16 protein-coding genes are annotated in these 18,821 nt (G+C 61.1%); 3 read left to right on the forward strand and 13 right to left on the reverse strand.

What is annotated here, in order from left to right:
* Positions 1-33: 33 nt before the first annotated feature.
* Together V7773_RS11380 and V7773_RS11385 are read left to right on the forward strand one after the other, a co-directional pair.
* On the forward strand, positions 34-957 hold the full coding sequence (locus V7773_RS11380) for a LysR family transcriptional regulator (protein ID WP_336073429.1): 924 nt from the start codon (positions 34-36) through the stop codon (positions 955-957).
* 346 nt (positions 958-1,303) lie between these two features.
* On the forward strand, positions 1,304-1,543 hold the full coding sequence (locus V7773_RS11385) for a hypothetical protein (protein WP_063321738.1): 240 nt from the start codon (positions 1,304-1,306) through the stop codon (positions 1,541-1,543).
* Positions 1,544-1,566: 23 nt separating this feature from the next.
* On the opposite strand, the gene V7773_RS11390 is transcribed toward V7773_RS11385, so the two are convergent.
* The 6 genes from V7773_RS11390 to V7773_RS11415 all read right to left on the reverse strand — a co-directional run bounded on the left by V7773_RS11390 (position 1,567) and on the right by V7773_RS11415 (position 8,094).
* On the reverse strand, positions 1,567-3,312 hold the full coding sequence (locus V7773_RS11390) for an OPT family oligopeptide transporter (protein WP_092142205.1): 1,746 nt from the start codon (positions 3,310-3,312) through the stop codon (positions 1,567-1,569).
* Positions 3,313-3,478: 166 nt separating this feature from the next.
* Positions 3,479-3,886, reverse strand: coding sequence for a VOC family protein (locus tag V7773_RS11395; protein WP_063321740.1), 408 nt, complete (start codon positions 3,884-3,886; stop codon positions 3,479-3,481).
* 23 nt (positions 3,887-3,909) lie between these two features.
* Positions 3,910-4,335, reverse strand: coding sequence for a YciI family protein (locus V7773_RS11400; RefSeq protein WP_063321741.1), 426 nt, complete (start codon positions 4,333-4,335; stop codon positions 3,910-3,912).
* Between the two features lie 235 nt (positions 4,336-4,570).
* A complete protein-coding gene (locus tag V7773_RS11405) occupies positions 4,571-5,953 on the reverse strand; it encodes a J domain-containing protein (RefSeq protein WP_336073431.1) in 1,383 nt (460 codons plus the stop codon).
* 6 nt (positions 5,954-5,959) lie between these two features.
* Positions 5,960-7,651, reverse strand: coding sequence for an Hsp70 family protein (locus V7773_RS11410; RefSeq protein ID WP_336073432.1), 1,692 nt, complete (start codon positions 7,649-7,651; stop codon positions 5,960-5,962).
* Positions 7,652-7,953: 302 nt separating this feature from the next.
* Positions 7,954-8,094 (reverse strand): hypothetical protein, encoded by a 141-nt coding sequence (locus V7773_RS11415; RefSeq protein WP_336073508.1) that lies wholly within the window; start codon positions 8,092-8,094, stop codon positions 7,954-7,956.
* Between the two features lie 70 nt (positions 8,095-8,164).
* Between V7773_RS11415 and V7773_RS11420 the strand changes: the two genes are divergently transcribed.
* Positions 8,165-9,415: an MFS transporter gene (locus V7773_RS11420; RefSeq protein WP_336073433.1), complete on the forward strand. Its 1,251-nt coding sequence runs from the start codon at positions 8,165-8,167 to the stop codon at positions 9,413-9,415.
* Positions 9,416-9,593: 178 nt separating this feature from the next.
* Here the strand turns inward: V7773_RS11420 and V7773_RS11425 are convergent, their stop codons facing one another.
* The 7 genes from V7773_RS11425 to V7773_RS11455 all read right to left on the reverse strand — a co-directional run bounded on the left by V7773_RS11425 (position 9,594) and on the right by V7773_RS11455 (position 18,811).
* A complete protein-coding gene (locus V7773_RS11425; RefSeq protein ID WP_092344622.1) occupies positions 9,594-11,042 on the reverse strand; it encodes an aldehyde dehydrogenase family protein in 1,449 nt (482 codons plus the stop codon).
* A 14-nt stretch (positions 11,043-11,056) separates the two neighbouring features.
* The gene (locus tag V7773_RS11430) at positions 11,057-12,382 is read right to left on the reverse strand and encodes an aminotransferase class III-fold pyridoxal phosphate-dependent enzyme (protein ID WP_092221728.1); all 1,326 of its coding nucleotides are present in this window, start codon (positions 12,380-12,382) and stop codon (positions 11,057-11,059) included.
* A complete protein-coding gene (locus V7773_RS11435; protein ID WP_336073434.1) occupies positions 12,379-13,893 on the reverse strand; it encodes a serine hydrolase domain-containing protein in 1,515 nt (504 codons plus the stop codon). The genes V7773_RS11430 and V7773_RS11435 overlap by 4 nt, the downstream gene beginning before the upstream one ends.
* A 66-nt stretch (positions 13,894-13,959) precedes the next feature.
* The gene (locus V7773_RS11440) at positions 13,960-15,240 is read right to left on the reverse strand and encodes an OprD family porin (protein WP_336073435.1); all 1,281 of its coding nucleotides are present in this window, start codon (positions 15,238-15,240) and stop codon (positions 13,960-13,962) included.
* A gap of 129 nt (positions 15,241-15,369) precedes the next feature.
* The gene (locus V7773_RS11445; protein ID WP_336073437.1) at positions 15,370-17,001 is read right to left on the reverse strand and encodes an ABC transporter ATP-binding protein; all 1,632 of its coding nucleotides are present in this window, start codon (positions 16,999-17,001) and stop codon (positions 15,370-15,372) included.
* Between the two features lie 2 nt (positions 17,002-17,003).
* Positions 17,004-17,873 carry an ABC transporter permease gene (locus V7773_RS11450; protein WP_336073438.1) on the reverse strand — a complete coding sequence of 290 codons (870 nt, stop codon included), beginning with the start codon at positions 17,871-17,873 and terminating at the stop codon, positions 17,004-17,006.
* Entirely contained in the window at positions 17,870-18,811 is a 942-nt protein-coding gene (locus V7773_RS11455) for an ABC transporter permease (RefSeq protein ID WP_336073439.1), read from the reverse strand. The genes V7773_RS11450 and V7773_RS11455 overlap by 4 nt, the downstream gene beginning before the upstream one ends.
* Positions 18,812-18,821 lie beyond the last annotated feature (10 nt).

Below are 18,821 nucleotides of genomic sequence, written 5' to 3' on the forward strand. Positions count from 1 at the left end.
GATGTCCTTGAGAAGCCTGGAGGCCGTGGACACGTGATCACACTGGATAGCCGCCACACAGACGAATTTGCCGCGTTGCTCGCACTCGAATCGCAAGGTTCATTTGTGGCGGCCGCTCGGCTTTTGCAGCGCCACCCCACGATCATTTCCAAGCGCCTCGCGGCGCTGGAAGCCCGGCTGGGGGTCAGGCTGCTCGAACGCAGCACCCGCCATATCCGCCTGACAGAGGCAGGAACCCTTCTGGTCAAGCGCCTGCGGTTGGCAACCGAGTTGATGGCTGAAGCAGAACAAGAGGCAGCGTCAGGGGCTGCCGAGGTGCGCGGCAATCTGCGGCTGGCGGTGCCGGCCGCCCTGGGCAGGCTCTGGTTGGCGCCGATACTGCCAGAGTTCCTGGCTGCCCATCCGCATTTGACGCTCACCGTGAACTACAGCGAGCGCCTGGTTGATGTGATCGCCGAAGGCTTCGATGTGGCGATACGCCTGGGGGAACTCAACGATAGCCGCCTGATTGCCAAGCGCCTCGGCGATCATCGGCGCATTCTTTGCGCGTCTCCTGGTTATATCGAACGATATGGCTGGCCAGCGTCTCCCACGGAGCTGACCCATCATAACTGCCTGGGGTTCACGGGGCTGGCGTCTTATCCTGAATGGAAGCTGATCAGTGCCAGTGAACAAGTGACCGTACGCCCTCAAGGCTCCCTGGTGTCCAACGACAGTGAAGCGCTTTTGAGCGCGGCCATTGCGGGTACTGGCATCCTGGGTGCGGGGGAGTGGCTGTTCAGCCGTGCGTTGGCAAACAAAGAACTGGTCAGGGTATTACCGGACTGGGAGTTGGGGGCAAAAGGAGGGATCTACCTTATCCGGCCCTCGGCGAAATTCGCCTCCTCCGCCACGCTGGCGCTGAAAGAATGGCTCGAGGCCAAGCTTGTCCAAACGGGCACAGCCAGGTCCTCATAAAACAGGCCGACGGCACAATACCAGCCAACCAAGAGAAAACCTGTGGGAGCTCGCTCCCACAGGTTTTCGTTTCTCTGCGCCATTTCACCGCCCGGTGACGGCCATCCCAAGCCACCTCGAGCACGTCCACTTCACCCCGGATGACGCCAACTTATTGGCACAAAAACCAACGAAATAAAAATAAATTAATACAGTGACAGTTTCCCGACGCACGGTACCCCTGTGCCATTGCTGGGGGTTCAGATCGAAGCTCATCATCCGCAGGCAACCCCCCGTAAAACGTTTAGGCCACCGACCTGGACTACAGGAAGTAATTAATCGCATCTCTCAATGGAGCGACACCGAGATGATGACTGTTTATTTTGTTGTGATGACGATCTGCAGTGGCTTCGAAGGCTGTGTCGAGGAACGACAACCAGGGCCAACCTTTGCTTCCAAGGCAATGTGCATGGAGACGGCCAAAGTCATGGCGCCGCGCAAAGGGGTAAAGTTCAAGTGTCGCAAAGGACGTATGTTGGTCGTCGAGACGCCGCCAGCAGAAAACTACGGCAAAATTGTCTCCACCAAGACCGCAGGCCAGCCTTAGCCGTTGAAGTAGGCACGCCGCACCTACGAGCCGTTGGTAAGCATCTGCCACAACGACGCCCCCACCCCGGTAATGCTCTCCCCGGCAATCAACCCCGCCGCCGCGGTGATGGCGAAGCGTTCCGTGAGGCTCGGCCAGCGACAGCTCACCAGCCACGTCAGCACCGCACCAAGGGCCATCATCAGCGACACCGAGGCCGGCAAGACAAAGGCCAGGCCCAAGGCCGCCGTGCTGGGCAAGTAGCGAGCCCGATGCGCCGGCAGCAGGCTGTCGAGGATCCCCAACAACAAGCCGATCAGGCCGCCGATGAAAATCGCCCAGCGAATACTCGCTGACAACGAATCCAGACCCAGGGTCAGGGTTTGCGCCACGGCCTTCCAGGTGGCGACCGCCGGGGCCGGCCACTCTTCGGTGAGCAGCATGGTTGGCGGGTCCGGGATCAGGGCCAGGTAGGCCAACACCCCGACGATGCTACCGACGAAAATGCCGAGGGTCTGGGCGATCAGTTGTTTGCGCGGCGTGGCCCCGATCGCCCGGCCGACCTTGAAGTCGTTCATCAGGTCGGTGCACTGCCCGGCCGAACCACCGGCGGTGTTGGCGCTCATCAGATTGATCGGCACCTGCCCCGGGGCGACGATGCCGAAACTCAACTGGGACAATTGGCCGATGGCCCCGATCGGCGGAATGCCTGTGGCGCCCACCACCCGGGCGGCCACCGCCGCCAAGCAGATCGCCAAGGGGATGGTCAACAAGGCCATCCACGGATTGATGCCGAACAACAGCACTTGCAGGCTCACCACCAGGATGATCGACAGTATGAAACCGACGGCAGGCCCTGGCTTGGGTATCGTCCAGATCGCCCCGCCGCCCGCCTTGGTGGACCGGTGCAATGCCCACAAGCGAATCGCCAACGAGGCCAGGGTCGAGCAGACCATCAGGCTCACCCCCGGCCAGAGCAACCACTCCACCAGCGCCGCGAACTGCGGGCCACTGCTGCCATGCGGCAACCGCACCAGGCCCTGCCCCAGCAGCCACGGCGCCAACCCGCCCCACGCCAGCAAGGCACCGAGCAGCAGGGTCAGACCCACGCGAATACCGATGATCCCGCCGAACCCCACTAACAACAGCGAAGGGTCGGCGGTAAACGTCAGGCGCTCCAGTTGGGCGCTCGGAGACCAGCGCGGGATGGCCCACATGAAGGTGTCGACCGCCTTGACCAACCCGGACAACAACGCGGCGCTGAGCAGCACCTTCAAGCGCGTCGCGGCTTCGTGGCCGTGGTTATAGATATGCAGCAGGGTTTCCAGGGTCGCCATGCCCTCGGGAAATTTCAGTGCCTTGTCATTGAGCAGTGACGGGCGCAAGTACCAGGCAATCCAGATCCCCAGGAAGCTCACCGAAAAGACCCAGGCCACCATGGGAATGGCGTCCAACTGCTGGCCAGTCAGCAAGGTATAGGCCGGGATAGGAGCGACCAACCCACCGGAAATGATCGACGCAGCGGCAGAGGCCACGGTCTGGTTGATATTGCTTTCGTGCAGCGTCCAGGGCAGTCGCCCCACCGATCGACTCGCCAAGCCTTGCCAGATGCCATAGCCAACCAGCAAGGCGATGATCGACATATTGAACGACCAGCCGATCTTCAACCCGGCATAGACATTGGAAGGCGTCAGCAGGATACCGAGGACGATTCCCGTACTGACCGCACGCGGACTGAGTTCGCGTTCGACGGCGGTGGTCAAGGGGAATGTGGATGAGGTTGGATGCATGCGAAGTCCTTATCGGCACTGGAGTGCGGCCGCCTGATTCAGACTGGCCCCCTGTGAGAGCGAGCTTGCTCGCTCCCACAGGACCACTTAAAACGGCACCTCAATAAGTGAACGCAGTATTGGCGCAAGGTTCACCCGGGTCGTCCATCCATGGGCTGCGCTCGACTTATTTTTCCCCCTCGCAATTGACCATCCAGGCAATCCCGAAACGGTCTTCGAACATGGCAAAGCGTTCCGCCCAAAAGGTCTTCTCCAAGGGCATGTACACGCTGCCACCTGCACTCAAGCCTTTAAACAGCCGCTCGGCCTCCTCCACACTGTCGACATTGAGGGAGACCGACACGCCTTGCGGCTTGCGAAACGGCTGGCCTGGCGGGCAATCGGAGGCCATCAGGCTGAAGGCGCCGACGGTCAGGCAAGCGTGCATGATCAGGTTGGGGTCCTTGGGCATCCCGGTTTCCTCGGGGGCCTCGGCAAAAGACATGGAAAACAAATCGCCGCCCAGTACCTCTTTATACAAAGCGAAGGCTTGCTTGCAGTTACCGTTGAAGGTCAGGTAAGGAATGATTCTCATGGTAGGGTCTCCTGTAGTCGGTTTCAGGATTGGCCAGACATCTGCACCCGCAAGCGTTCTTCCTGCTCGCGCAACTCAGGGGTTAAGGACTCGCCGAACTCCTCGAGCTCGAAGATCTGGCGGATCTCGATTTCACTGTCGCTGACCATCGGGTTGGGGCAGCGCTTGACCCAGTCGATGGCCTCCTGCAATGACTGGACCTTGAAGATCCAGAAACCGGCGATCAACTCCTTGGTTTCAGCAAAGGGCCCATCGATCACCGTCCGGTCCTTGCCGGAAAACTGCACGCGCACGCCCTCGGCACTGGGGTGCAGGCCTTCACCAGCGAGCATCACCCCGGCCTTGACCAGTTCTTCGTTGTAGGCACCCATGGCGGCCAGCAGTTCCTCGCTGGGCATTTCTCCGGCTTCCGATTCCGGACTGGCTTTGACGATCACCATAAATCGCATGCTCTGATCTCCTGAGAGTGAATGGATTAGGCCGTCCGTGTGGCGGCTCTACGGACTAATCGAACGACATTGGCCGAAATCGACAGGCTGATGGGATTATTTTTTGACAGGTGTGGTGTTCGGCATTTTTCAGGCACAACAAAGCCACTCAATGAGTGGCTTTGTTGTGCATCTTGGAGCGGGCAAAGGGACTCGCCTGCCGAGTGATCAGCTATCAACCACTGCGCGCATGACCCTAAACAACAGCCTTCATACGGAAATAGACTGTAGCGGCCATCACTGCCACTGCAATCACAGCCAAGAGGCCTTCGCGTTTCAACATGTGCCAGGGCAGCCGCCCTATTCCCAATTTAAGTCCCCGTAATGCCCGAGCCCAAATGGAAACCTTACCGCCGCTCAATGCTTCATTCGTAAAGTAAATTGTACCGAGGAACACCGCTAACGGGCTTACCCATCGCAGCCACGGGACATGACTGGACCATGCGTATGCCAGGGCTGCGGGCACTGCACTGGGGAGTATGTGGCGGAGCAACAAAAGCCCGGCGCCTTGTCGATACCAACGGTGCGGGAGTAACAACCGGCTGAGCAGCACATCCAACCGCCCCGCTGCCACAGCCACCATAGCCCAGACCTGGTACGCCTTCATGCCAATCCAGTTCAGCACCAACATCATCAGTGGCATTAGAACTGACGTGCCCAGCCAATCCTTCCTCATCAGCCCGGTAAACACCGAAATGACAAGAACAGCAGACAGCGCCAGCCACAGGAAAAGATAGACCCCTCGATAGCTTGTGGGCGGTAACCAGTCTCGCCAGTTGTCGAGTGGTTGCAACCCAAGACGCTGAGGCACTTCAGGATATTGATACTCGATGGCCTGGGCGAGCTCCGCAAAGCGTTGCCAGTCGACGCTGCTAAAGCCGTCGGCCATTTCACGACGGCGCTGGTCAGTCATGGGCTTGAACAGCATAGCGGCGGCTTGCCCGTGGATTTTATCGTCGTCGAACCTAGCCAAATCGGCGAGTATGGTCTCTGCCAAGGCCTGCGCCTCGCACCGCCGGATCAGGCGGTCCCAGCGCCAGTACTCGCACGGCAGGTTGCCCTGGGCTTCGTCCCACCCCATGGACTGGCACACCCCATCGAAGAAGGCTGGCGACCACCCCTCTGCGGATTCGAGCCAATCCAATACGTCCTGCTCGAACTGCTGGCGACGCTCGAACGGCAACAGCCAGTCACTCACCAACCAAAGGCGCAGCGCGTCCATGACTTGACGGTCTTTGCCCTTGGCCAACCACTGCTTCATCCTGCCCAGGGACGGTTCCGGAGGGCTGATGGCGGTTGGAATCTCGCCGTGTTGGGGGATGACCAGCGTGGGCCCTGCCTCGGGCCGGTAGCGCTCGACGGTTGGCGCGCTTTCGGCTAACGGGGCGTAAACGACTTCTTCATCAGCTTGAGCGCGCCAACGGGCCTCGGCCAGCGAAGCTTCATAGGCCTCACGAAGACGCTGGAACTCATTGGGGTTTTCGTCTGGGCGGTAGATTTTGAGCAGTCGTGCATAGGCGCGCTTGATGCTGCGTTCGTCCGCATCCGGGGTAAGACCCAGCACTTGCCAATGGCTCATGGTGGCTTAACCCTCTTGCTCGAAATGGGCAAGGCGCTGGGTAATATCGCTACGCGCTTCCCGAATCCGGCGTTCATCCTGGGTGTCGAGCATTTGCTGGAAGTGGTTCGCCAGCCCGGCAATATACTGCCGGCCATCGCCGAGGCTTTCCTGATACAGCCGGTCCAACCGAGCCAGCAGCAGCGTATTGATCTGCTGGTCGCGCGGATGCACCTTCAACGCTTCGAGGGCAGCCAACCGTTCTGCGATTTCTTCGGGAGCCAGTACCCCAGGGTTGTTCTCGATGACCAGCCGGCGGGTTTCGCCATTGATTGGCAAATGTACCTGGGCTTCGAGCAAGCCGTTATTGTCGTAGGTGAAGCGTACGTCCAGGGTTACCTCGCCAGCCTTGCGCGGTGGCACAGGGATTTCCAGTTCGCCGAGGAAAATATTGTTGGCCACCAACCGGCTTTCGCCCTGGTAGATCCCCAGCCTCACCACCTTCTGGTTATCGCTGAGGGTGGACACATTACGAGAGCGGCTCACGGGCACCACAGTGTTGCGCTCGATGATTGGCAGATAGTGGCCGCTTTGGTAATCGGTGCCCACCTGCACCGCGGTCTCGATCCCCAAGGTATAGGGGCATACATCGGTCAGAACCACTTCTTCGAGGGAGGCATGGCGCGCTTGAAGCGCTGCCTGAATGGCTGCTCCCTGCGCAACGACCTCATCCGGATTTAGCTGCATCGCCGGGATTCGCCCGAACAACGTCGCGACCAACTTGCGCACCAGCGGCATGCGCGTAGTGCCGCCCACCAACAATATTTCGTCCAGGTCCGCGACCTTGATCCGGGCGTCGCGCAGCGCGCGCTCGATCGGGGCACGCAAGCGCTCCAACAAAGGCTGGACGATGTCCGCCAGGTCGCTCTGGGTCAACTCCAGACTCCACTCACGCGCTTGCTCGCGAAGGATAAAGCGCGCGACCTGCGCCTGCCCCAAGGCATGACGGACCCGCTGTGCCTCACGCCGCAACCGCTGTGCCATGGCTGGCTGGGTTGTGTCGGGGAGGTCCGCGGCACCGATTCTGGCGATGAAATGCTCCACGAGCCGGTCATCGAAATCTTCACCACCAAGAAAGTTGTCACCCGCACTGGCGCGCACTTCCATGACGCCTTCGAACAGCTCCAAGATCGACACGTCAAAGGTGCCACCACCGAGGTCGAACACCAGGAACGTCGTTTCGTTTCGCTCTTGCAGGCCATAGGCCAAGGCTGCGGCGGTGGGTTCGTTGATCAGTTTTTCGATCTTCAGTCCGGCCAACTCGCCAGCAATACGCGTGGCCTTGCGCTGGGCATCGCTGAAATACGCAGGCACGCTGATCACCGCTTCGTGAACAGGCTCGCCCAAGGCACGCTCGGCATCGGCCTTGAGGCTGCGCAGCAGCATTGCCGAGAGTTCTTCCGCGCGGTAGACGCGTCCGCCCAGCAGCGTTTCACGGGCGCTGCCCATATAGCGCTTGAACAGGGATGCGGTGAGCTGTGGGTGGGTGTGCAAACGCTCGCGGGCAATATCCCCGGCGATCAGTTGGCCATGGTCGTCCAGGCCCACGATGCTGGGTGTAAGAAGATTGCCCAAGGCATTGGGAAGCAGCCGGGCGTGTTCGCCATCCCAAGCAGCCACGAGGCTGTTGGTGGTGCCCAGGTCGATACCTATGATCACAGTCACTTTTCCTTAAATGACGCGGCCGGCCAGCAGAGCACCTTTGTCGCAAGGTCAGTCAATACTGATATAGACGCGGTTTGCGGACTCATGGTTGAGGCTATCGGCAGCGCTGGCGGCGGTTTTAACCGATCCGCACTGCCACTGCATTAACCCTGCACGTGATGCAGAAACAAGACTCGCGTCTGGCCTCCGACCATTGAAATCCAAGGTTTTTTTAGTTCATGAAGCAAGAAAGGCCCCAATTCTAGACTTGTTTTTGAGGCGTATTGAGAGCCAAGAACGAATGATTCCAAACCAGGCTATTGGATTCCATCCTCAACGCAGGAAATGCTCAGGAACAACTTGGTGCGGCCGCTCTGCTGGTTGTCTAGGAAGTCGTTCGGCGCGGCCTGCTCGACGATTTCGCCCTTGTTCATGAAGATCACCCGCTCTACATCCATTCTTCGACGCACCTCGAAGTGAAGAACCGGTCGATCCCATAGTCTATGCGCCAACAGGGAGGAGATGGCGATGACACACACCCGCTTTTTTGGCAAAACCGTACTGGCCTGCACGTTCATCCTGGCGATGATCGGTTGGGGGATCGGCTTCTATGGCCCGCCGATTTATATGCAAGCGGTCATGGAGCGCACGGGTTGGCCGATCGCCCAGGTCTCGGCTGCCGTGACCGTGCACTTTCTCAGCGGCACGCTTGTCATCGCCAACCTGCCACGCCTTTACGCACGTTTCGGGATACCCGCCATCACCCTGCTGGGCAGTGCCCTCCTGGGCATCGGCGTGAACATCTGGGCTCACGCCAACCAGTTATGGGTGCTGTATAGCGGCGCCCTCTGCTCGGGTATTGGCTGGGTGACATTGGGTGCCGCGGCCGTCAACACCCTGATCGCGCCGTGGTACGTCAAGGAAAGACCCAAGGCCCTGGGCAAGGCCTACAACGGCGCCAGCCTGGGTGGCGTGATCTTTTCGCCGCTGTGGGTGTTGCTGATCGAGCGTTTCGGCTTTGCCATGGCGGCGCTGGTGATCAGCATTGTCGCGGTGCTGCTCATAGGCGCCTTCGCTTTCCTGGTCTTCAACAAAAGCCCACAAAGCCTGGGGCAACATCCCGACAATGCAAACCAACCGGAACCCGTGCCGATCAGCGCCAGCGCCACGCCGTGGACCGCCAAGCAGACCCTCAGCTCGGCAAGTTTCCGCACCCTGGCAGCCGGCATGTCCTTGGGGCTGTTCGCCCAGATCGGCTTGATCGCGCACCTGTACTCGATCCTGGTGGGTCGCATGGGGGCGCATGAGGCCTCATTCGCCATGGGCCTGGCCACTGCCAGTGCGATGGGCGGGCGATACGTCGCCGCACGCTTGATGATCCAAGGCATGAACCGCCGACAACTGGCCTGCCTCGGTTATGCCATCCAGATGCTGGGCACGCTGATGCTTCTCGGCCTGGACCTTCACCCGACAGTGGCCTGGATAGCCGTGGTGTTGATCGGTTCGGGCATTGGCAATGCCACCTCCTTGCCGCCACTGATAGCCCAGACCGAGTTCAGCCGTGAACAAACCGCCAGGGTGATCGCCCTGATGGTCGCGATCAGTCAGGCCACCTACGCCTTCGCCCCGGCCTTTTTCGGCCTGGTACGCTCCGCCTTCACCGATCCGAATCACGCGATCCTCGCCGTCGTGACAGGCGCGGTCGTCGTGCAGGTGCTGGCCATTTTGTTGTTCTATCGGGGCGCATCCGCTCGCCCCTTCAAGAAAACCGTTTTCTGACTGCGGTTCTGACTCAATAAAGGGGAACGCACAACGTTCGCGTATTGCTCCAACAGCCAAGCCAAGTCTCGGTAACGGATCGCTAAATGATATGCCCCGAGCCTGGCCGGCGCTGATCGCCGGATGATGAGCATATCGAGCAATCCGCCGGACCCCGCGCTATCTGCGCAATACCACGCTACGGCAATGAGCCGACAGTTTGTAACCGCTCATACCCGAACAGCGACTTGATCTCCAGGTACTCGTCAAACCCCAGCTCACCCCATTCACGTCCATTACCCGACTGCTTATAGCCACCAAACGGCGCGGCCTGGTCAGCCCGTGCGCCGTTGAGGTGGACCATGCCCGTGCGCAGTTGGCGGGCAACCGTGCGGCTGCGCTCCAGGCTTGCCGAGGTGACGTAACCCGACAAGCCGTAAGGGCTGTCGTTTGCGATGGCTATCGCCTCGGCCTCACTGTCATAGGGCATGATCACCAGGACCGGGCCGAAGATTTCTTCGCGTGCCACCCACTTATCCGGCGTGATGTCGGCAAATATCGTCGGTTGCACATAGTAGCCGCGTTCAATCCCTTGTGGCCGTCCCAGCCCTCCGGCGATCAACCGCGAACCCTCGGCAATGGCCCGCGCGATCATGGCCTGTACCCGCTCGAACTGCTGGGCGTTCGCCACCGGACCGATCGCCGAGGTCGGGTTACTGTCGTCGAAGCACACCTGTGCCAGCACTTCTCTGGCGATATCGATCACCGCCTGTTGTTGCGCACGGGGCACCAGCAGGCGCGTCGGTGCATTACATGATTGGCCACTGTTGCGGATACAGCCCAACACGCCGTGCCGCACCGCGTCAGGCAGGTAGGCGTCATCGAGCAGGATATTCGCGGATTTTCCGCCCAGTTCCTGGGACACACGCTTGACCGTATCGGCCGCTGCCTTGGCCACCGCGATACCGGCGCGAGTCGAGCCGGTGAAAGAAACCATATCCACATCAGCGTGACGTGCCAGTGCGGCGCCCACGCCAGGGCCGTCGCCGTTGACCAGGTTGAACACGCCTTTGGGTACTCCGGCCTCATGGAGTACCTGGGCGAGGATATGGGCTGACAACGGCGCGCGCTCGCTCGGCTTGAGTACCACGGTGCAGCCCACCGCCAAGGCGGGCGCCAGCTTGCAGGTGAGTTGATTGAGCGGCCAGTTCCAAGGCGTGATCAGGGCACTCACGCCGATGGGCTCACGCACCACCAGCGAATTGCCCAAGCGACGTTCGAAGCGGTACTCGCGCAGCACTTGCAGCGCCTGTACCAGATGGCCCAGGCCCGCCGGCACATGAGCATTGCGAGCCAGGGAAAGTGGTGCGCCCATCTCCAGGTGGACCGCTTCGATTAAAGCCTCGCTGTGGCGTTCGTAGGCCTCGATAATGCTGTGCAGCAGGTCGATACGCGACTCAAGCGAACTCGCGGCGAACGCGGGGAAAGCCTGGCGTGCCGCGCAGACGGCGCGGTCCACATCATGGGCGTCACCCAGGATGATGCGCGCAACCACCTGCTCGGTAGACGGGTCGACCACCGTTTCGACGGTGTCGCCGTGCGGCTTGACCCAGTCGCCATCAATGTAGAACTCAAACAAATCAGACATGCGATCTACTCCCCTCAGGCAACCTGACTCAACGCACGCGCCAAGGTGTCGAACACCTGGGCGATCTCTTGCGGGCTGATGACCAACGGCGGCGAGATCACGATGGTGTCACCCGAGCCGCGCACCAGTACGCCATGCTCAAAGCACCACTGTGCGACTTCGCTGCCGCGCGCGCCGATGGCACCGGGACGCGGCTCCAGCTCCACGGCACAGAGCAAGCCGATGGCGCGAACGTCCAGCACCGGACCAACGCCCTGCAGCGTCAGCGCGGCAGACTGCCAGAGGCCGCTGACTGCATTGACGTGTTGGTTGATGCCCAATTCACGATGCACCTCGATGGTCGCCAACCCAGCCGCACACGCCAGCGGGTGCGCCGAATAGGTGTAGCCGTGCATCAGCTCGATGGTGTTCGCCGGCCCGGCCATGAACGCGTCATACACCGCACCACTGACCAACACACCCCCCATGGGCACGGCGCCGTTGGTCAGGCCTTTGGCGGTGGTGATCAGGTCCGGCGTAACGCCGAACGCTTGGGCGGCAAAGCTGGCGCCGACGCGACCAAAGCCGGTAATCACTTCGTCGAATATCAGCAGCACGCCGTGCCGGGTGCAGATCTCGCGCAATCGTTGCAAATACCCCTGAGGCGGTGGATACACGCCGCCGGAGCCGGTTACCGGCTCGACGATGACCGCGGCCACGGTGCCCGGGTCCTGGATGTCCAGCAGTTGCGACAGTGCCTCGGCGTAAGCCACGCCCTGCTGCGGCTGCCCCACGCTGAAACGCATTCCCGCGTCGTACGGCAGCGGCAGGTGTGACACCTCTCCCAGCAACGGGCCAAAGTCACGTTTCTGCCGACCGATACCCGACACCGAAAGGCCCCCGAACCCCATGCCGTGGTACCCCTTGGCCCGCCCGATAAACTTGGTGCGACGGCTGTCGCCCCGGGCCTGGTGATACGCCCGGGCGATCTTCAGCGCAGTGTCCACCGCCTCGGAACCCGAGTTGGTAAAGAACACCTGCTCCATGCCCGCCGGGCTGATGCCGATCAGGCGCTCGGCCATCTCCAGGGCCTGGGGGTGACTCATCTTGAACGACGAGACGAAATCCAGGCGCCCCGCCGCTTCGCGAATGGCCTCGACGATTCTGGGCTGGCCATGCCCGGCGTTGACGCACCACAACCCTGCCATTGCATCGAGTACACGCCGGCCATCGGTGGTGGTGTAGTACATACCGTCGGCGCTGGTGAACATCATCGGTTGCTGCAAGAACTGGCGCATCGGGGTAAACGGCGCCCAGAACGCGCCACGCGCGGAACCTGTCGGATGGGTAATATCGTTCATAGTGACTCCTGCAGAGCTTTACTCGGATGGCCGGTCAGCGTCGGGCGCTGCAACGGGCCTGCGTTGACATTGACGCTGCGGTCTACAGACAAGGTGCCGTGCTCAAGCCGGCAGGTGACGCGATCACAAAACGCCGTTTCGACAAATTGCCAGGCCATGATCAACGCCCCATCGATCCAGGCCGCCTGCGCCACGACTGGAGTGATGGGCGCCTGGTACTGGTGATGCAGGTAGTGGCCGGTCATGCTGGTGCGGCTTTCGATGGCGTCGGCGAATCCGGCGCGAATGCAGTGGGTCCCACGCGGATCAGTGAGGTAGAACTCACAGTAGCCGGCGCCGAACACCAGGCGCACCTGGCTGACCTGGTCTTCATTGGCCTCTATCTCGAACGTGCCGCTGAACTCGGCTTGGCGCGGCGAGGTCGACGCGCCAGCCAGGGGTGGCAGTTGCTGGCGCGCCAACAGTGCGGCAAGCCCTTCATCGGCCCCGCTGTCGGCCAACACGTCCAGCGCAGGAAACAGATGCTCCCACAGCAGGCCGTGCAAACGCCGCTCGCCCAAAGGCAGCCCAGCCGTAAACGCAATCACCGCCTTCTGCTTCGGCAGCACAATGCACTGCTGACCAAACACCCCGGAGGCGTAGTAGCCACCGTGCAGGGTCATCCACCATTGATAACCGTAACCCTCGCGGCGCGTGATGCCGGCGTCGCTTGATTCATCGCGCCCGAGGTAGCGCTTGCCGTCGAAGGTCCCCATCCATACATCCTCGACATGCCCGCGCGTGGCTTCGGCCACCCACTCGCTGGACAGCAATTGCTGCCCTTCCCAGCGGCCTTGCTGCAAGTGCAGCACACCGAGCTTGAGCAAATCCTCGGTGCAGCAACTCAAGCCATTACCGCCGGTGTTATAGCCCCCGGGCGCGAGGTCCCACTCGATGCGGCCCATGCCCATGGGTTGAAAGATACGTGCGTTGCACAGTTCAAAGGCTGTCTGGCCACTGACCGCCGTGACAATCGCCGAGAGCATGAAACTCGACGCGCTGCTGTAGATGAAACGTTGTCCTGGCGGGTCTTCGACCGGCTCATCAAGGAACAATTTGACCCAGCTTTCACTGCGGCCGCGCCAGGCTCCCCCGGAGATGCCCTGCCGGTGACCGGTACGCATGGTCAGCAAATCGCGCACGGTCATGGCCGCCAGGTGTTCGCTGATGTGAGCCGGGCAATCGGCGGCAAAAAAACCGACGACCTTGGCATCCAGCGACAGCACGCCATCGTCGACCAACAACCCGATGGCCATGGACACCCAGCTCTTGGTCGCCGAGTGCTGGACGTGGAGCCGGTCGGCACGGTAAGGCGCCCAGAATGCTTCGGCCACCACCGCGCCTTCGCGATACAGCATGAAACTGTGCAGCTCCAGGCCCGCGGCATTCACCGCATCGATGAAATCACTCACGCCACGCGCCGATACGCGTTGTTGACTGGGCGCTGCCCGCCGCAACGGCAAACTCGTCATCTGATCTATCCCCTCATTACACTGCTTGGACGCGCAACAGGCTCACCCTGCTGCGCGTCGTTACCGCTACCAGAGCGCCAGGGTGTAGCCCAGGATCACTCGGTTTTCATTGGTGTCGCGGGCGAAGTTGCTGGTGGCGTTGGCGTTCTGCCAACGCAGCGACACGTTCTTGAAAGTGCCGTTCTGCACCACATAGCCCAAGCTGAAATCACGCTCCCACTCACGCCCTTCCCCGTTGAAGCCGATGACCCTGGCGTTGTCCCCCCGGGCATAACGCGTCGAAAACAACAGCCCCGGCATGCCCAGCGTGGCGAAGTCATAGTCATAGCGGGCATGCCATACCCGTTCGCCGGTCTGGGAGAAGTTGGCCAGTTGGTATTCGGTGAACAGGTAAGTGTTGGTGCCGTCGACATAAGTGAACGGTGTCGAACCGTACTGCGCCTGGTACCCACCACTCAGGCTGTGGCCATAGAGGCCGTAGCCCACACGGGTACTCAATGCACGGTTATCGACTTTGCCGGCCAGCGCCGCGGCGTCTTCGTTGGCGTTGAAGTAACGGATGTCGGTCTTGAACGTACCAGGGCCCCACTTGAAGCTGTTTTTGAGACCCAGGTAGTGCTGCTGGTACAGGCTCTCCAGCTGCGCGAACTGGTAGGTGACCACGGTGCTGGGCGTCAGTTTGTACTCGCCGCCGGCGTAGCGGAACTCATCGCTTTTGGCGCTGCTTTTGTAGGCACCGTACTGGCTGGTAAGTCCCATGTCCTCGTAGTGAGTCGAGTCACGTTGCTTGACTTGATCCAGTTGGCCCACGTTCAGCGTCAGGTTGTCGATGTCTTTGGAGACCAGCGCCGTACCACTGAAGCTCTGTGGAAAAAGACGGCTGAGGTTCGGTTGCAGGGTTGGCAAGTCCGGCACCATGTAGCCCACGCGCAGCTCGCTCTGCGCCAGGCGCGCCTTGCCGGTGATACCAAGCTTGGCGTAGTTGTCATGGGCGCGACGGGCATAGCTGGGGGAGCCCGGCTCGGCCACGCTTGAGCGTGCCAGCAACCCGGTGCCTGAGTTGTCCGGGCTGGAATCGAGTTTCACCCCCAACATGCCGACCATGTCGATACCCAAACCGACGGTACCTTCGGTGAAACCCGATTCAACGTTGAGGATAAACCCCTGTGCCCACTCCGCCCGCTTGTTCTGCCCGCTGGATTCGCGGTAGTCGCGGTTGAAGTAATAGTTTTTCAATTCAAGCGCAGCTTTGCTGTCAGCGACGAAGTCAGCCTGGGCAAACAGGGGCATGAAACCGGCGCCCATGACACCAGCACTGGTGACGACTTTGTTGATGCGGTTATTCATGTGTACGTTCCTGGCAGACAGGTTGAGAGGGTTTGTTTTTGTTTTCTTCGGCCATGGCTTCGCCGGCTCCGCAAATCACTGATTTACGAAGGGTCGGGGTTCAAACCGTGGCCTGGGGTGCAGCAGTCGCTAAATCACGCTGGCACGGAGGCGATAACTGCCATCCGCACGTTTCTCCAAGGGGCTGGCCGCCGCGAGCAGCCGGCGGGTATAGGGGTGTTGTGGGGTGTCGAAGATCATGTCCCGCGAGCCCATCTCCACCACCTCGCCCTGATTCATCACCGCCACGCGATGGGCGATACGTTCCACCGCCGAGAGATCGTGGGAGATAAACAGGCAGGCAAACCCATATAGGCGTTGCAGACGCTCGAACAGTTCGAGGATCTGCTTCTGGATGGTCATATCCAATGCCGAGATCGGCTCGTCGGCGATCACCAGTTTGGGCCGCCTGACCAGCGCCCGGCCAATCGCCACGCGCTGGCGTTGACCACCGGAGAGTTGATGAGCAAAGCGCTCGCGGAACTGTTCAGGCAGGCCCACGTCGGCCAGGGTCTCGGTGACCCGTTGGCGTTTTTGCGCAGGTGTCAGCCCTGGCTCATGGCGCAACGGCTCGGCGATGATCTGGCCGACGGTCATGCGTGGGTCGAGGGACGAATACGGGTCCTGGAAAATCATCTGGCAGTGCAGGCGATGCGCGCGGTTGGCGGCCTTGAGGATGTCCACGCCTTGGAAGAGGATCGACCCGGCACATGGCGTGACCAATCCGACCACCGCACGGCCGAGGGTCGTCTTACCCGAGCCGCTACCACCGACCAGGGCCAGGGTCTCGCCGGGAGCGATGCTCAGGTTCACCGAGTGCACCACGCGCTTTGGCACGCTGCGCCCCCAAAAACTGCGCGGGCCGGGATGTTCGATACACACATCCTGAACCTGCAACAGCGCGCGGTCGGCCGACGGCAATGGCACCAGCTCGCCACGGCGTGGCAGCGCTTCCAGCAACTGCCGGGTGTACTCGGCCTTTGGTGCGAACAGGATGTCTTCGATCCGGCCTTGCTCCACCGCCCTACCCGAGCGCATCACCACCACCTTGTGGGCATAACGCGCCACCAGGGACAGGTCGTGGCTGATAAACAAGATCGCAGTGCCTTGCTCGCGCGTCAGCTCCAGCATCAGCTCGATCACGTCCAGTTGTGCCAGGCAATCCAGCGCGGTGGTCGGCTCATCGGCGATCAGCAGTGCCGGGCGCAGCAACATCACCGACGCGAGCATGATGCGTTGGCGCATGCCGCCGGAGAACTGGTGCGGGTAAGACGCCAGGCACTTCTCGGCGTCCTTGATGCCGATGCGCTGCAGCATGGCGATACAGCGCAGACGGATGGTCGCGGCGTCGAGCGCGGTGTGTAGCTTGAGTGCCTCACTCATCTGCCGGCCGATCGTCAAGGCTGGGTTGAGCGAAACCATCGGTTCCTGGAAGACCATGCCGATCCGTGCACCGCGCACGCTGCGCATTGCCTTGGCATTGCCGCTATCGAGTGGCTCACCCTGAAAGAGGATACGACCACCACACACCTGCATGGGCGCCGGCAGCAAGCCAATGGCAGCACGGGCGGCCATGGTCTTGCCGCTGCCCGACTCGCCCACCAACGCGACGATTTCACCGGGGGCCATGGTGAAACTGAAGTCATCGACGGCCAGCGGACCGTCCGCGCCGACACGAATCTGTAGATTTTCAACAGCCAGTAACGTAACCGGAGCGCTCATGCTCATTTCCTCATGCGCGGGTCGAGACGATCACGCAAGGCATCGCCGAACAGATTGATAGCCAACAACGTCAGGCTGATAAAGATGCCCGGGAAGATACCCAACCACGGCGCAGTCGAAATGTAGGTACGGCTGGCCGAAAGCATACTGCCCCAGGTGGCGGCGGGCGGTGGCACCCCAAGACCGAGGAAGCTCAGCGCACTCTCCGAGAGCAAGGCCCAGCCGAACATGCTGGTGGCAAGCACGCACAGCGGCGCCAGACAGTTCGGGGTGATGTGCCGGAACATGGTGTACAACTCCGAGTTGCCAATCACTCGCGACGCCTCGATAAACTCCAGTTCACGCAACGACAACACGCTGCCGCGCACCACTCGCACCACCGAGGGGGTGTAAGCGATGCCCAGGGCGAGCACAATGCCGTACTGACTGGCGCCGACGATCGCCATGATGCCCAGCGCCATGAGAATGCCGGGGAACGCCAGCAGTGCATCGTTGAGCATCATCAGCACGCGATCGGTCCAACCGCGCAGGTAACCGGCGAGCATGCCGATCACCGTTCCGCAGATAACCGCCACGCTTACCGAGAGCAGGCTGATCCACAGACTGGTGCGCGCACCAATGATCAAACGGCTGAATACGTCGCGGCCGAATTCGTCAGTGCCTAGCCAGTGCGTTGCATTCGGCGCATGCAGGCGCGACAACAGGTCCAGCTTGAGTGGGTCGTACGGAGTCCACACCACACCCAGCAGAGCCAGCGATACCAGGGCGGCGAGCAACGTACCGCCGATAAATGCATTCAGCGGCGGGTAACGCCAGGACCGCCGAGGCGGAGTAACCAGCCCGGTCGGCAAAGCAGGAGTCTTGGGATTCATAGCTTCACCCTTGGATCGAACAACGGATACAGCAGATCCACCAACAGGTTGACCACCACGTAGATGCACGTCACCAGCAGCAGGCAGCCTTGCAGCACCGGGTAGTCGCGGGAAAAAATCGCATCGACCATCAACCGGCCGATACCCGGCAAGGTGAACACCGTCTCCAGGACTGCGATACCGCCGAGCAAATTGCCGAGGATCAGACCGATCAGCGTCCAGGTCGGCGCAAACGCATTGCGCAAGGCGTGCTTCCACAGCACCGCACGCTCGGACATGCCCTTGGCCCGTGCATGGGCGATGTACTCCAGGCGGAGCACTTCAATGGTGCTGGCCCGCGCCATCCGCGCAATGGCGCCGAACTCCACGAGGGTCAAGGTGATGATCGGCAGCACCACATACGTCAGCGCCTTCACAGGGTCGCTGGCGAAGCCGACGTAGCCGATCACCGGCAACCAGCCCAACTGAATGCCGAAGACATACAGCAACAACAACCCCAGCCAGAAACTCGGCACCGACAACAGCAACGTCGCAGTCGCCACCAGGCCCAGGTCCATCGCACTGTTTTGCTTCCAGGCCGCGAGCAAGCCCACCGGCACCGCGAGCAGGGTCGCCAGTAACACTGCCACCAGCACCACCGTGGCGCTTACGCTGAAACGCTCGACCAGCAACTCCAGCACAGGCTGGCGACTGCTGATGGATATTCCAAGGTCGCCACTGAGCACCGACTTGAGCCAGACCAGGTACTGAGTTACCACTGAATGATCCAGCCCCAGGCTTCTACGCATATCGGCCAGGCTTTTCGGGTCGGCCATGTCGCCGAGCATCAGCAGCGCAGGGTCACCGGGGATCAGGCGGATCAAGGCAAACACAATGACCGAGATCAGCAACAGGGTCGGCACCGCCATGCCGAGCCTGTGCAATATGAATCGAAACATAGCCGTATGC

It is taken from the genome of Pseudomonas sp. 3JA (assembly GCF_036961705.1).
Classification (GTDB): Bacteria; Pseudomonadota; Gammaproteobacteria; order Pseudomonadales; family Pseudomonadaceae; genus Aquipseudomonas; species Aquipseudomonas fluorescens_Q.